At 47.0% G+C, this 15,503-nt stretch carries 11 protein-coding genes; 3 read left to right on the forward strand and 8 right to left on the reverse strand.

Annotation, left to right across the window (positions count from 1 at the left end; all coding sequences use genetic code 11):
* Positions 1 to 6: 6 nt before the first annotated feature.
* The 8 genes from Q1Q15_RS06880 to Q1Q15_RS06915 all read right to left on the reverse strand — a co-directional run bounded on the left by Q1Q15_RS06880 (position 7) and on the right by Q1Q15_RS06915 (position 9,513).
* Positions 7 to 522: a hypothetical protein gene (locus Q1Q15_RS06880; RefSeq protein ID WP_300457929.1), complete on the reverse strand. Its 516-nt coding sequence runs from the start codon at positions 520 to 522 to the stop codon at positions 7 to 9.
* 118 nt (positions 523 to 640) lie between these two features.
* Positions 641 to 1,615 (reverse strand): flotillin-like protein FloA, encoded by a 975-nt coding sequence (floA, locus tag Q1Q15_RS06885; protein ID WP_300457930.1) that lies wholly within the window; start codon positions 1,613 to 1,615, stop codon positions 641 to 643.
* Positions 1,616 to 1,630: 15 nt separating this feature from the next.
* Positions 1,631 to 2,107 (reverse strand): NfeD family protein, encoded by a 477-nt coding sequence (locus Q1Q15_RS06890; RefSeq protein WP_300457931.1) that lies wholly within the window; start codon positions 2,105 to 2,107, stop codon positions 1,631 to 1,633.
* Between the two features lie 16 nt (positions 2,108 to 2,123).
* On the reverse strand, positions 2,124 to 3,584 hold the full coding sequence (locus Q1Q15_RS06895; RefSeq protein ID WP_300457932.1) for an NfeD family protein: 1,461 nt from the start codon (positions 3,582 to 3,584) through the stop codon (positions 2,124 to 2,126).
* 139 nt (positions 3,585 to 3,723) lie between these two features.
* On the reverse strand, positions 3,724 to 4,209 hold the full coding sequence (locus tag Q1Q15_RS06900) for a pyridoxamine 5'-phosphate oxidase family protein (protein ID WP_300457933.1): 486 nt from the start codon (positions 4,207 to 4,209) through the stop codon (positions 3,724 to 3,726).
* Positions 4,210 to 4,229: 20 nt separating this feature from the next.
* The gene (gene glnE, locus Q1Q15_RS06905) at positions 4,230 to 7,130 is read right to left on the reverse strand and encodes a bifunctional [glutamate--ammonia ligase]-adenylyl-L-tyrosine phosphorylase/[glutamate--ammonia-ligase] adenylyltransferase (RefSeq protein ID WP_300457934.1); all 2,901 of its coding nucleotides are present in this window, start codon (positions 7,128 to 7,130) and stop codon (positions 4,230 to 4,232) included.
* Positions 7,131 to 7,287: 157 nt separating this feature from the next.
* Entirely contained in the window at positions 7,288 to 8,736 is a 1,449-nt protein-coding gene (gene cls / locus Q1Q15_RS06910) for a cardiolipin synthase (protein ID WP_300457936.1), read from the reverse strand.
* A 9-nt stretch (positions 8,737 to 8,745) separates the two neighbouring features.
* Entirely contained in the window at positions 8,746 to 9,513 is a 768-nt protein-coding gene (locus tag Q1Q15_RS06915) for an endonuclease/exonuclease/phosphatase family protein (protein WP_300457938.1), read from the reverse strand.
* Between the two features lie 210 nt (positions 9,514 to 9,723).
* Here Q1Q15_RS06915 and carA point away from each other — a divergent pair, with 210 nt between their 5' ends.
* The 3 genes from carA to purF are packed head-to-tail and all read left to right on the forward strand — an operon-like array spanning position 9,724 to position 15,503.
* Positions 9,724 to 10,866 carry a glutamine-hydrolyzing carbamoyl-phosphate synthase small subunit gene (carA, locus tag Q1Q15_RS06920; protein WP_300457940.1) on the forward strand — a complete coding sequence of 381 codons (1,143 nt, stop codon included), beginning with the start codon at positions 9,724 to 9,726 and terminating at the stop codon, positions 10,864 to 10,866.
* Positions 10,853 to 14,083 carry a carbamoyl-phosphate synthase large subunit gene (carB, locus tag Q1Q15_RS06925; protein WP_300457942.1) on the forward strand — a complete coding sequence of 1,077 codons (3,231 nt, stop codon included), beginning with the start codon at positions 10,853 to 10,855 and terminating at the stop codon, positions 14,081 to 14,083. The genes carA and carB overlap by 14 nt, the downstream gene beginning before the upstream one ends.
* Positions 14,076 to 15,503, forward strand: coding sequence for an amidophosphoribosyltransferase (gene purF / locus Q1Q15_RS06930; protein ID WP_300457944.1), 1,428 nt, complete (start codon positions 14,076 to 14,078; stop codon positions 15,501 to 15,503). Before carB ends, purF begins: the two co-directional genes overlap by 8 nt.

Here is a 15,503-nt window from a genome sequence, read left to right on the forward strand (position 1 = left end):
CTTTTTTTATTCATCCCTTAATCCCACGGGTTTGGATAGGATTTCCAACCAGATAACGGCATTTTGAAGGGGGTTGGATTTGAAACAATAAGGCCCTTCCAACCGGCGTATGGGTTTCCCGGGAGACCCGGATTCTCTCCGGGACCGATACCGAGGTCTTTCTTCCGGCAAAACCCCCTTTTCAGGAGCGACCTTGTCCGGGGGGACAAGGGGCGGGGTGCCATCCATATCCGCATCTTCACCGGTGGTGTCCATATCAGAAGCACCATCATTGTCTTCGGCCAGTGTATCCCACAAGGTATCCGGGGTCTTTTCTGTTGGTTGGGATTGCTGGCCCTGTTGTTCAAGTCCCTGGATAAATTGGCTGATCTGTTCACCGACCCGGTCAAGCAAGGAGGGATTCTTTTTCGGTGTTTTCGGTGCTGCCGTCTTTTTTTTTCGAGCCTGAAACTGCTTTAAAATGGATGGCAATATAAAAAAGCCAATAATAAAAAGAATGGTGATGATGGAATCAAAATCCATGGGGGAATCCTTTTAGCTCAACTTTCGCGTTTGGTTATTAAAGTGAAAGACCGAAAGTTGAGTTTTCAAGTAACCGGTCCCTGGCCCGTTATCGGGTCAGGGGACCGGCTTGTTTAAGTTATTTTTCAGGGCCTGATTCCGGTGTGGCAATCTGGTCCCGCATCCGTGTATCTGCAGAAATATTTTTCATTCTATAATAATCCATGATCCCCAGATTACCGCTTCTGAAAGCTTCTGCCATGGCCAGGGGCACCTGGGCCTCAGCTTCAACAACCTTGGCCCGCATTTCCTGAACCCGGGCTCTCATTTCCTGTTCCTGGGCAAAGGCCATGGCCCGTTTTTCCTCGGCTTTTGCCTGGGCAATTTTCTTGTCGGCCTCGGCCCGGTCGGTTTCCAGTTCAGCCCCGATGTTTTTGCCCACATCCACATCGGCAATATCAATGGATAAGATTTCATAGGCGGTTCCGGCATCCAATCCTTTTTTCAGGACGGTTTTGGAGATCATATCCGGGTTTTCCAGTACTTCTTTGTGGGTGACAGCGGATCCGATGGTGGTGACAATCCCTTCCCCCACCCTTGCCAGAATGGTTTCAGCTCCGGCCCCGCCCACAAGGCGGTCAATATTGGCGCGAACCGTGACCCGGGAAATGGCTTTCAACTGGATACCATCTTTTGCCATGGCGGCCACCAGGGGGGTTTCAATGACCTTGGGATTGACGGACATCTGAACCGCCTCAAGCACATCCCGGCCGGCCAGATCTATGGCAACGGCCCGGTTAAAGGTCAGTTCTATATTGGCCTTGTCTGCTGCAATGAGGGCCTGGACCACCCGGCTGACATTCCCGCCGGCAAGAAAGTGGGACTCCAGGCTGTCCGTGGGGATGTCAATACCGGCTTTGACTGCCATGATTTTAGATTCAACAATCAGCTTTGCCGGCACTTTTCTGAACCGCATAAAAATAATATTGATCAACCCGACCTTTGCACCGGACACCAATGCCTGTAACCACAGGGCTAAATAAGAAAAAATAAAATAAAACAGTACTAACCCAACAAGACCTGCAACAATTAATAAAATAACCATTAAATCCATTGAACCTATCTCCTATTATTTGGTTTTTTCAACGATAATCCGGTTGCCGGCGACACCTGTGACAACAATGGGCGTACCGGCTTCAATATATTCTCCATCGGTCACCACATCCAATCGATGGGAGTTTACTTCGGCCATTCCCGCCGGGCGAAGATCGGTGACTGATTTTCCTTTCATCTGTATATAGGCTTCAAGTCCCTGGTTTTGTGACACCACGCCCTCCTGTTTTGACAGCTCCCGCTTCAGGGACAGGGGGGAGTGGGCCAGGATTTTCATCCCCACAACAATTAATACCGGAATCAGGACCAGGTCCATCCCGGTGAAGAGTATCCCTGCTGCCGTAGATATGGTGGTAAAGACCAGGTACAGGGAATACAAAAAGATGCTAAGGGCGATGGCCGATAACAGTCCCAATGACGGGATAAAAATTTCGGCAATAATGACCAGAATGCCAATCACTTGAAGCAGAATGGGTAACAGATAGGGTTTCATTCCGTGCCTTTATATGTCAGGATGTTTTGGGTTTAACAATTACACGATTCTGGTCTATTCGATCAATAACAACAATGGTTCCCTGTTCAATGAAGTCTCCCCGGGTAATGGCATCAATTTTTTTGTCGTTTATCATCACTTTTCCTGCCGGCCGGAGAAAGGTGTGGGCCAAACCGGTATCACCCGGTTCTATCCCTAAAGCGGTTGTGACATCCACATGGGAGCTTTCAAGGGTTGCGTCAAGATAAGGGCCATTCACTATTTTTGAAAACTGCGGTAAAACAAAGCGGATCATAAACAAAGAGATGAAAAAGGCCAGCATAAAAGACCCCAGAACCTGGGCCAGATTTTTCATCAACAATTTGCCTTCCCAGGGAAAGGCGGGGTCAGGGACCACAAATCCCTGAAAAGAAAGGACAAGGCCTGCGGCAATGAACAAAAGGCCTGAAATACCGGCCACACCAAATCCGGGAAGAACAAACACTTCCACACCCAGCAGCAGCACACCGATGAGCAGGAGCAACAATTCCGTATAGTCTGCAAGGCCGACCAGGTATTGGTTACAGAAAACCAACCCCAGGCAGAGGATACCGACCATGCCGGGCAGGCCAAATCCGGGCGCCTTTATTTCCGTATAAATGGCACCGATTCCAATGAGCATTAATATGGGTAAAATCGGTTGAAGCCGCCTTACCAGGCTTTCAGACCAGGACTCTTCAATGGTGATGATATCCATGGATTCATACCCTAAAAGGGAGAGGACCTCTTGGATGTCAGTGACACTTTTTTGTGAAAACCCGAGATCAAAGGCTTCAGCATCATCCATGGTGAGGAGTTCTCCCTTGGCCACAATGGTCTTTTTAGCAGAGATCTTTTTTTTCTCATCTTCAGTCAGATCGTCAAAGGATATTTTATCCATATACGTTTTCTGACCCTCCATCACCACGGAATAGACTTCCATATCAATGGTGACCATGGACTCTGCCAGCACTACAGGATAATTGTTTTTCTTGGCCAATGCACGAAATCTCGCCCTCAGGACCGTCTGAATCTTTTCACCGGCCATTTTCTGGCCTTCCTGGGTTTGGGTGATGGGCGCGCAATCCCCGATGAGGGTATTTTTTTTCATGAACAACACGTTTGAGGACAGGGCGATCAGGGCGCCTGCGGAAATGGCTCTTTTCTCTACAAAGGCAATGGTTTTTCCCTGGGGAATATTTGAAATAAAGTCTACAATATCCAGGGCGGCATCCACCCTGCCGCCAAAGGTATCCAGTTTAAACACAAAGACCGCCTCTTTTTCATCCTGGATTTCTTCCAAAGCTCTTTTAACATAGGCGGCCATGCCCGGTTCCACAGTTCCGGTAACCGGAATAATATACACTTTTTGTCGGTTTTCAGCAGCACACAAAGGGTTTCCCAAAAAAAGAAACCAACATCCCAGCAGGATAAATATCAGGTATATTCTTTGCTTCATAGAGACAGTCTTTTTTTAAATGATGGTGTATATGATTATAAGATAGATAATTTTCTCTTTAAGGTCAAGAACGCTTTTCAGGCGAGTACAAGGAAAATGGACCCGGATGACGGATATGCCGGCCAAACTGCCAAAAGGATCAGGTGATTTGGTTCAAATCAATTTCAGATCGTTTGTCGGTTGTTTTGGAATTATCTGACAAAAAAATTTTATCCGGGCGAAAACAATAGAGTCGTGATTTGAATTTTGTTAAAAAAAAATTTTTGTTTTCAACAATCTGGGGGCCGAAGATTTTTTTTAAGAAACTGAACTTGGCGACATATTTTTTAACAATCAAGAGATATACCGTTGTTTTTGAGACATTTTCAAGCACCCCTGACATCTGGAATCCAAAAATGTTGTCCATCCGGTCCGAATCCTGGAAAATTGAAGCGGAAAGGACCTTCTGGTCTTTTGCACATTGGATGTGCCGGGAAGTTTCATTGGAAAAAAAATAGAACCGGTTATTATGAAACACAAAATATACGGGGGAGGACCACGGGATATCCTTATCTGAAACCGCAAGGGTCATTACCCTTGTTTCCTGGATCAGCTGTCTTGTTTTCTGTTGAATGGTGTTGTCCATGAAGTATCCTTTTTTATCCCTTAATCCTGGGGCGTTGATAAATACCGATCATATATGTCCATGACATGGCTCCTGATGTCAGAAAAAGAGGACTCCGGTATCTCAAGGCGTTTTTCCTGGAGATTGAGTCTGTGTATGGCCTTTCGCATGACCAGATAGGCCTGTTGGAGGCGTTCGCTTTCGCAACCGGTAATAATGCCTTCTCCGTCAAGGCTTTCCAGAAGCCGGATATTATCTGTCCAGATGATTAAATCCGGACAGACATGGGCATGTTTTAAAATGAGATATTGAACCAGAAACTCAATATCCACAATACTGCCCCGGGATTGTTTTAAATCAAAACACTCTTTGGTGCAAGTTAAGCGGTCATCCCGCATGCGTTCCCGCATGTCGCGGACCTCTTTTTTTAAGATGGCGGCATCCCTTTTTTTTGTCAGAACCGTTTTCCTGATCTCATTGAACCGTGAACAAAGCGACCGGTCTCCGGCAACCGGTCGGGCCCGGATCAATGCCTGGTGTTCCCAGGTCCAGGCCTGGTCCTTCATATAGTCTTCAAAGGCGTTGATGTGGGAGACAATCATTCCTGAAGTTCCCCCCGGTCTCAGCCGCATGTCAGCGCCATACAGGGTGCCGGCGGGTGTATGCATGGTTAAGGCATGAATGATTCGCTGGCCCAGGTTTGAATAAAACCGGATGGTATCAATGCTTTTCTCTTTTCCCACGGTAACACCGGCGTCTTCTTTGTGCAGAAAAACAATATCAAGATCTGATTTATATCCCATTTCAAGGCCGCCTACTTTTCCATACGCAACAATGGCAAACCCGCAATGGTCAATGTCTTCTCCGGATAACCCTTCCGGTATTCCATATTTTTGTGTCACAATATTCCAGGAGATCTGAAGTACCTGGGCCAGAACGGTTTCTGCAATATAGGTCAAATGGTCACTGACTTTCATCAACGGGTAATTGCCGCTGACATCTGCCGCTGACACCCTCAACATATTGATTTGTCGAAAGATACATAATTCTTCAAGCAAAAATTCCATATTGTCCGGGGGGATATCGGCCATCCGAATCGTCATCTCTTTTTCCAACGCTCGTTTGCCGGGGGGAAAATATAGGGTGGCCGGATGCATGAGTTCATCCAGCAATGCCGGGTGTTTTGACAGAAAAGAGATGATCCAGGGACTTTTCCGGGCAAGGGTGATCAAGGTTTTAAGCGCGCCTTTGTTTTCCATGAGCAGGGACAGATAGCAGGTCCGTCTTTCAATGGTGATGATCAGATCAATCAATTTGATCAATACCGTGTCAGGATCTTTCTGCTCCCCGATTTTTTTGACCAGCACGGGAATCAGCCGTGCCAGTTTTTTGCGGCCATTGGGTGTCAATCGTTTGGTATTTGGATGTTCTTCCAGGGATCGTAAAATGTCCAGCATCTTGTTTGGGTCTTTAAACCGGCCAATGACCATGGCATCTGCAGCAAACTGGGGGTCATTAATATTGACCCATAATTCTTTAAGGCGCTGTATTTCTTTGTCTGGTTTGTCCTGTTCTTCTGAAACCAGTAATTGATTGAAATGAAAATGAACGTTTTGCATGTGACCGTTTAGACTGTCAGCAAACTGCTGCCAGGTTTCATACCCCATGGACAGGGCCAGGATTTCCCGCTGGTCTTGTTTTTTCGGGAGATCATGGGTTTGAAGATCAGCATAGGCCTGAAGCCTGTTTTCAACCATTCTCAAAAACGTATATGCATTTTTTAGATCTTTTTTTGTTGCTTCATTAATGCAATGATGGGTGTGTAACAGATCCAGAACCGTTAAAATTTTTCGTTCCTGGAGTTTGGGCTCCACCCCCCCCCGGATCAATTGAAACAATTGACCGAAAAATTCGATTTCCCTGATGCCGCCGGCCCCCAGCTTGATATTGTGTTGTAAGCGTTTGTTTTTTACCTGCAAGGTAATCCTATGTTTCATATCCCGAAAAGAATCAAAAGACCCATAATCAAAGTACCGCCTGTAAATGAAAGAATTCAACACTTTCAATATCTTAAAACCAGCCGCAATGTCACCGGCAATGGGTGTTGCTTTTATCATGGCATATCGTTCCCATTCTCTTCCCTGGGCCTGATAATAATCTTCAAAAGCAGAACTGCACATCACCAGGGGGCCGCCATCCCCATAAGGCCTCAATCGGGTATCAATCCTGTAAAAATTGATTCCATGGGAGCCTGCTGAAAAAAATTTTAAAAATTTGCGGCAGACTTTTGTAAAAAAGACTTCATTGGGAATGATATTTTCCCCGTTGGTATACCCTTTCTCTGGATAGACAAAAATAAGATCAATGTCCGAAGAAAAATTCAACTCCCCTGCCCCTAACTTTCCCATTCCCAGCACGATAATTCTCTGGAAATTTCCCTGGCTGTCCACAGGAATCCCATGGTGTTGACACAGGTCATCATGAATAACCGTTATGGCCGCATCAACAATGGCCGTTGCAAGACCGGAAAGATCGCAAATCGTTTCTTCGAGCCGGGCCGCACCGGTTAAATCCCGCCATGCGATTCTGATGGTTTCATACAGTTTGGTCTGTAAAAGGACGTCCTTGACCATTGACACATCCATGTCTGGAGAAATTTTCGTTTCAAGTTTAGTCGCATAGGTCTGTTTTGAATAGGATTTGAACAGATCTTTTGAGTCCATCAGGTCATTAAAAATATCTGGATGTCTGGTAATGCTTGATGCGATATATTCACTGAAAAAAACAGCCTTGATAAAATCAGCGGTTAATTCCGGCGCCATATCAAATTGAAGCCCTTCTTTGTCCAGGCTTTCATTAAAAGAATCAAGCCGGTTCTGTATGGTTTCTCGAAGCGGTTTCTCAAGATGAGGAAAAAGTGTATCAATTATCGTCTGATCCATTGGTCACCCTAAAATTACAGGATAAAAAATACACCATAATATTACCCGCACATTTTATCAAGGACGGATCAGCACATGGAATGAATCCATGGGTATTGATTCAAGGCTTGCCCCGGGGTTACACCGGGGTGCCGCGACGGCGACAGGGGGGGGGCGGCTATAACAATGGTGCAAACAGCCGTGCCAGGCTGTTTCTCAGTCGCTTGATCCTGGGCTGGCGATCATAGTCCTCCCGGGTAAACTCCCGGGAGGACTCAAGATCAACCATAAACTGGGTCTCCAGGATGGTGGCAATGCCCTCATCATAGATCAGGGCATTGATTTCATAATTCAGTGAAAAGCTGCGGATATCCATGTTGGCGGTTCCAACGGAGCAGGTTTGGGCATCCACAACAATGGTTTTGGCATGCATGAATCCCCCTGTATAGTAATAAAACCGCACACCAGCGTCCAACAGGCCTTTCATGAAAGTATAGGCTGTCCAATAGGGCAGGCGCTTGTCAACCCATCCAGTGAGCATGATGCGGACATCAATGCCGCTTAAGGCAGCTGTCTTGAGAGCCATGACAATGCTTGCGTCGGGAATGAAATAGGGTGTCTGAATGAAAATGGCGTGTTCTGCGGAGGATATCAGGAGAAAATACAATTGTTTGATGGACTCCCATTGTGAATCCGGGCCTGATGCCGTCACCTGAATATGGGTATTGACTTGGTCAGGGTATTGGACCGGGATAACGGGCTTCATGTCCAGGGTTTCTTTTGTAGTATTTGTCCAGCTGACGGAAAAAATACCTTGCAGAACGGCAACGGATTCTCCCTGTATCCGGATATGGGTGTCTCTCCAGGCGGGAAATCGCTTGCCGCCGGTTATGTATTCCTCTCCCATGTTCATTCCGCCCAGATATCCGGTGGTATCGTCAATGATAATGATTTTCCGGTGGTTTCTGTAGTTGAGGGTATGGGGCTTCAACGGTGATAGAAAATTATAATAGGGATAAATCTGTATGCCCGCTTTCCTGAGTTTTGTCAGATATCGACTGGAAAGATAATTCCCCACTGCATCATACAGAATCTTTATCTGCACCCCTGATGCCGCCCTTTCCTTGAGCACATTCACCACCCGGACGGTCAGTGTGTCAGAGGTCCAGATAAAGTATTCCATGTGAATATATCGGGTTGCTTTTTTCAGATCATCAATTAAGACATCAAATTTTTCTTTTCCATTAAAAAAAACCTTTACCGAATTCAATCGTGTCAGGATGGAGTCTGAATTCCTATAAAGCAGCTGAATCAGCTTTCTGTTACCAGAAGAGACATATCGGTGATGAAGAATTTTAATTTCATGTTTCTGTTGTTCGATAAGTTGATCATGGGTATATGACAATCGATTCACAAGGTCCTGCTGAATAAAGGATTTTTTTGTCTTTCGTCTGAGCCCCCGACCAAAAAGAAGATAGAAAATAATGCCGGCAAAGGGCAGAAAAATAAAAATCAGGAGCCATGAGAACGTGGTTGCGGTCTCTCGATTCTCCAGCAGAAGATAGACAATCACAACAAAGATGTAAACATATAAGGCAGCAATAAATATGGTGTTCCAGGGGAGCATGTTTTTTCCTCAAGCGGTTAAGGTGAAATCACATATCAGGGGAAGGTGATCCGATAACCTGATGTGCGGCACCATCATCCGGTTCACCGTAATGTCAGGACTGTGGAAAATAAAATCCAGTTCCCATCTGGGTTTTCTGCTGGGAAAAGTGAAGGCATTCAACTGGTTTGCACTCTCAAGCCGGGTCGTGGCCACAAAGTCGGTCAACTCCCGGGTTCCGAAAAAAATATTAAAATCTCCCCCCACCACCACGGGTTTTTCACAGAGGTTTACAAGCTGTCCCAGTTCCTTTAGCTGGGCATGTCGACGCTTAACCCGGATGGAAAGGTGCACCAGAAAAAAAATCATATTCTCGAGTTCAACCTCAATGATCAGGCGCTTGAATCCTCTTTCAAAATAATGGTACCGCTTGGTTAACATTTTATTTTTGGCAAAAAAAGCATTGCCCTGTCGTCTGATGACGGGGACGTGACGGGTCATGGTCAGTTGTTTGTATTTGGTTTTAAAAACAAAAGAATACCCCAGTCTTTCGGCGATCTGTCTTGCCTGGCTGAGACCTTCAGCTCTGCGGGACCCGCCGTCCACCTCGATCAGACCCACCAGGTCCGGATTCTGCAATCGAATAAATTCTATAATTCCCGGAATATTTTTTCGGGTCTTTCTCAGGTAACCGCTGAAGGGCAGCGGGGTGTGAAATCGCCACCCTGATCCGGTTCCATACCGGATGTTATAGAGTAAAAATCTGTAAGCGTCTTTCATTATAAAAATAAGAACCATTTTTAAGACCCAAAGTCAAGAGATCCTTTCACGACTGAAATACCGGAAAAAATTGGGCAGGGCGGTCTGCTGACCGCGCAAGAAGTAACTTGCCAAAATCACACGAATTGTGTTATTTAAACAGCTTCGATTTACAAAGGCATTTTACAATGATCCGGGGGTGACCTGGATAATGAATATTAAACCGATGGTGAACAGGTGTGAACTTTTATGAAAGCATTATTAGCCCTTGAAGACGGAAGGATTTTTCCCTGCAGAAGTTTTACCGGACCGGGTGAGGCAACCGGAGAAGTCGTTTTCAATACCAGCATGACAGGATACCAGGAGATCCTTACCGATCCGTCCTATTATGGTCAAATGGTCACCATGACCTATCCGTTGATTGGAAATTATGGTGTCTGTCCCGAGGACATTGAATCTGACAGGATTCAGGTGGCGGCATTTATTGTGAAGGAATACCAGGATTTTCCCAGTAATTTCAGATCCCGGGGAACCCTTGGCGATTATCTCATCAAAAGCCACGTGCTGGGGATTGAAGACCTGGATACAAGGGCGCTGGTCCGTCATATCCGGAAATTCGGTGCCATGCGGGCGATCATATCCACATCTGATTTTGATCCTGACGTACTGGTTCAAAAGGCCAGACAGATTCCTTCCATGCAGGGCCGAGACCTTGTGGACAAGGTCACCACGAAGAAACCCTATTTCTGGAAGTATAATCAGCCGGATTATATTGATATCAAAAAACTGGATGATCCTCTAATCTGGCGTTTCAAAGGGAAAAAACATTCTGTTGTCGCTTTTGATTACGGTATAAAATACAATATTATTCGAAGCCTTGAGCGCGCAGGATGTGAAGTGCTTGTGGTTCCGGCGAAAACAGATGCCGGCACCATTAAACAATTGAGGCCTGAAGGTGTTTTCCTGTCCAATGGTCCGGGAGATCCTGAACCCGTGACCTATGCGGTTGATACCATCAAAGCGCTCCTGGGAGTGGTGCCTGTTTTTGGAATTTGTCTGGGCATGCAGCTGCTGGGTATTGCCATGGGGGGAAAAACCATGAAAATCAAGTTTGGTCACAGGGGGGGGAACCAACCGGTTAAAAACCTCTCCACCAATAAGGTTGAAATTACCTCCCAGAATCATGGTTTTGCTGTGGATCTGGATACCATTGGTAAAGATTCCTCTGTCATGACCCATATTAATCTGAATGAAGATTCTCTTGAGGGTCTTAAAAATGATACCTTCCAGGCATTTGCCGTGCAGTATCATCCTGAAGCGTCCCCTGGCCCCCATGATTCAGCCTATCTTTTTAACCAATTTGCAAAAGTGATTGAAGATGCCAAAGCGTGAAGATATTAAAAAAATCCTGATTATTGGTGCAGGCCCCATCATCATCAGTCAGGCCTGTGAGTTCGATTATTCGGGTACCCAGGCCTGCAAGGCCCTGAAAGAGGAAGGGTATGAGGTCATATTGATTAATTCAAACCCGGCCACCATCATGACCGATCCCGAAACAGCCGACAGGGTCTATATTGAACCGGTCACTGTTGAAACGGTGACCAAGGTCATTGAAAAAGAACGGCCCGATGCCCTGCTGCCCACCCTGGGCGGTCAGACCGGTTTGAATACGGCCATAGAAGCGGCTCAATCAGGCGTTCTTGAACGGTATAATGTTGAGATGATCGGCGCATCGGAAGAGGCGATTAATAAAGCCGAAGACCGGGAACTTTTCAGGGATGCCATGAACAGAATCGGCTTGAGAATTCCTAAAAGCGGGTTTGCCACTAATATGCAGGAAGTTGAAGATGTTTCAAGACGGATTGGCTTTCCCATTATTGTCAGACCCAGTTTTACCCTTGGCGGAACCGGCGGCGGGGTTGCCTACAATATGGAAGAGGTTGTCCACCTTTCAAAGGCCGGCCTTGATGCCAGTCTCATCACCCAGGTCATGCTGGAAGAATCCGTCATCGGCTGGAAAGAGTACGAACTGGAAGTGATGCGGGATCATGCCGACAATGTGGTGATCATCTGTTCCATTGAAAATGTGGATGCCATGGGCGTTCACACGGGTGATTCCATTACCGTGGCTCCGGCCCAGACCCTTTCCGACAAGGAATACCAGAACCTTCGGGATGCGTCCATCGCCATCATAAGGGAGATCGGTGTGGATACAGGCGGATCAAATGTCCAGTTTGCCATCAATCCTGAAAACGGGGATATGATTGTGGTGGAGATGAATCCAAGGGTCTCCCGAAGCTCGGCCCTGGCTTCCAAGGCCACGGGATTTCCCATTGCCAAAATTGCTGCCAAACTGGCGGTGGGGTACACCCTGGATGAAATTCCCAATGATATTACCGGAGAAACCCTTGCCTGCTTTGAACCGTCCATTGATTATTGTGTGGTAAAAATTCCCAGGTGGACCTTTGAAAAATTTCCCGAAGCCCAGGATATTCTGACCACGGCCATGAAATCCGTGGGGGAAACCATGTCCATTGGCAGGACGTTTAAGGAAGCATTTCAAAAGGGAATTCGATCCCTTGAAATCGGCAGGGCCGGGTTTGGGGCAGACGGAAAAGATCCTGCTCCCGGCAGTGTTGCCGGCAATGAACTGGAGTACAAGCTGTCCACCCCCAATTCCCAGCGGCTGTTCTATTTAAAGTATGCCATTGAACACGATATGCCCATTACCATGATCTATGAAATGACCGGTATTGATCCCTGGTTCCTCAACCAGATGAAACAGATCGTTGATCTTGAGAAACAGATCAAACTGGCCGGCAAAGATCTTCCCCGGGATCTGTTTGAACGGGCAAAAAAATACGGGTTCTCGGATGTACAGCTGGCATTTCTGACAAAACTGACGGAAAAACAGATTGAACAGTCACGAAAAGACCTGGGCATTGTCCCGGTTTATAAGCTGGTGGATACTTGTGCTGCAGAATTCAGGGCTGCCACGCCCTATTACTACTCCACTTATGAAACAGAATGTGAGGCCAGGGTATCGGATAGAAAAAAGGTGATCATCCTGGGGGGGGGGCCCAACCGAATCGGCCAGGGAATTGAATTTGATTACTGCTGTGTCCATGCCTCTTTTGCCCTGCGGGAAGAAGGTGTTGAATCCATCATGGTCAACTCCAATCCCGAGACGGTCTCCACGGACTATGACACCTCGGACAAACTCTATTTTGAGCCCTTGACCAGGGAAGATGTGCTTCATATCGTTGAAAAGGAAAAACCCTATGGGGTGATTGTCCAGTTTGGCGGTCAAACGCCCCTGAACCTTGCCTCGGCGCTTCAAAAAGCCGGGGTTCCCATTATCGGGACCAGCCCGGACAGCATTGACCGGGCAGAAGACAGGGACCTTTTCCAGGAGATGCTCAATAAACTCGATCTTCGACAACCGGATAACGGTATTGCCTTCAGCTATGAAGATGCAAAAAGCGTGGCAATGGATATCGGCTATCCGATTATGGTTCGACCCTCTTTTGTCCTGGGCGGCCGGGCCATGAAAATCGTTTATGATGAAAAAGATCTTGAAGAATATTTTAACCTGGCGGTCCTGGCATCTCCTGACAAGCCTGTCCTCATTGACAAGTTTCTTGAAGAGGCTTTTGAACTGGATGTGGATGTCATTTCCGACGGAGAGCAAACCATTATCGGCGGCATGATGGAACATATTGAAGAAGCCGGCATCCATTCCGGAGACTCAGCCTGCGTGCTGCCCCCCTATTCCATTTCTCAAACCCATATCGATGAGATGGCATCTGCTGCCCGGGCTATTGCAAAGGAACTCAACGTTAAGGGGTTGATGAATATCCAGTTTGGCATCATGAATGATACGGTCTATATTATTGAGGTCAACCCCAGGGCCTCCAGAACCATTCCCTTTGTATCCAAAGCCATTGGTATTCCCCTGGCCAAGCTGGCAACAAAAGTCATGCTGGGTAAAACCCTTGATGAGCTGGGATTTACCAGGGAAATCATTCCGCCTTATTATTGTGTCAAAGAAGCCGTCATGCCCTTTGACCGGTTTGAAAATGTTGACCCGGTTCTGGGGCCTGAAATGAAATCCACGGGTGAAGTCATGGGAATCGATAAGGACCTGGGTGCTGCCGTTGCCAAGGCCCAGTTGGCTGCCGGACAAAAACTTCCCACCCAGGGAACGGTTTTTATCAGTATCCAGGACAAGGATAAAATGGCGGCCCTGGAAGTGGCCAGAAATTTTCATAACATGGGGTTTACCATCATGGCCACACGGGGAACCTGTAAGTTTCTTGAGGAGAATAATGTCCCCGCAAAACTTGTCAAAAAAGTCTCGGCCGGCCGGCCCCATGTGGTGGATGCTGTGACAAACAATGACATTCAATTGATTTTAAATACCAGTGCTTCCAGCCAGACCAAGCAGGATGGATATGATATCAGACGGTCCGCCATCAAGTATAAGATTCCTTATGCCACCACAACAGACGGGGCAAAGGCCATCTGCAGTGCCATCCAGGCCCTTAAAAAAGAAAGCCTTTCCGTCAAGGCCCTTCAAGATTATCACCAGGAAAATAGCCATGAATAATCCATTTGTTGATGAAGAAAAACCCAAGGATGAGTGTGGCGTATTTGGCCTGTATAAACATCCTGAAGCAGCTAAAATAACTTATTTCGGCCTTTATGCGCTCCAGCACAGGGGTCAGGAGAGTGCCGGTATTTCCGTAAACCGGGGAGAAAATGATGAGATTTTTTCCCACAAGGGAATGGGCCTTGTCCCTGAAGTCTTTAACATGGAGGCCCTTGAAAGAATTGAAGGCGGTTCTGCCATCGGTCATGTCCGGTATTCCACAACCGGGAATTCTGTTTTAACCAATGCCCAGCCCTTTGTGGCCAACCACCGGCACCGGTCCTATGCCGTGGCCCATAACGGGAACCTGGTGAATGCCCATATCCTGAAAGAAGAACTGGAAGAGCAGGGGTCTATCTTCCAGACCACCATGGACTCAGAGGTGTTTCTTCACCTGTTTATTCAAAACCTGATTAAAGGGGATTATGAAAGTGCGATTTTAAAGGCGGTGTCTAAAATTGAAGGGGCCTATTCCATGATTCTGTTAACCTGCAAAGGGGAGATCATCGGCATGAAAGACCCCAACGGTTTCAGACCCCTGGCCCTGGGAAAACTCCATGGCCATTATGTCCTGGCATCTGAAACCTGTGCCTTTGATCTGATCCAGGCGGAGTTCATCCGGGAACTGGATCCCGGAGAGATCGTCATCATCAATGAAGACGGCATCAAGAGCATTCGACATCCCAAGGCTGCCAAACATAAGTCCCTGTGCATCTTTGAATATATTTATTTTGCCAGACCCGATTCCACCATTGACGGTAAAAATGTCTATGAAATGAGAAAAGCACTGGGTCGGCGACTGGCCCAGGAAGCCCCTGTGGAAGCAGATCTTGTCATGCCATTTCCCGATTCCGGCAATTATGCCGCCATCGGGTATGCCAGGGAATCGGGCATTCCCTTTGAGATGGGCATGATCCGGAACCATTACGTGGGCCGCAGCTTTATCCAGCCCACCCAGTCCATGCGGGATTTTGCCGTCCGGGTTAAGCTCAACCCGGTCAGGGAACTGATCAAGGGCAAGGATATCATCATTATTGAGGATTCCATTATTCGCGGTACCACGGCAAAAACCCGGGTCAAGGCATTGCGGGAACTGGGGGTTAAAAAAGTTCACATGCGCATCTCCTGCCCGCCCCATGTATTCCCCTGCTATTATGGGATTGATTTTTCTTCCAAAGGAGAATTGATCGCCGCCCAGAAATTCGGTGACGAGCTCAGGGATTACCTGGGCCTTGATTCTCTGCATTATCTGACCATTGACGGCATGATGGAAGCAACGGGGATAGAAAACCCCGAGTTAAATTTTTGTAAGGCCTGCTTTGATGGTGACTACCCGGTTCCTTTTGATCCGAATTTTACCAAGCAGTGTATGGGATAG

The organism is Desulfobacula sp., from assembly GCF_030145145.1.
Lineage (GTDB): Bacteria > Desulfobacterota > Desulfobacteria > Desulfobacterales > Desulfobacteraceae > Desulfobacula.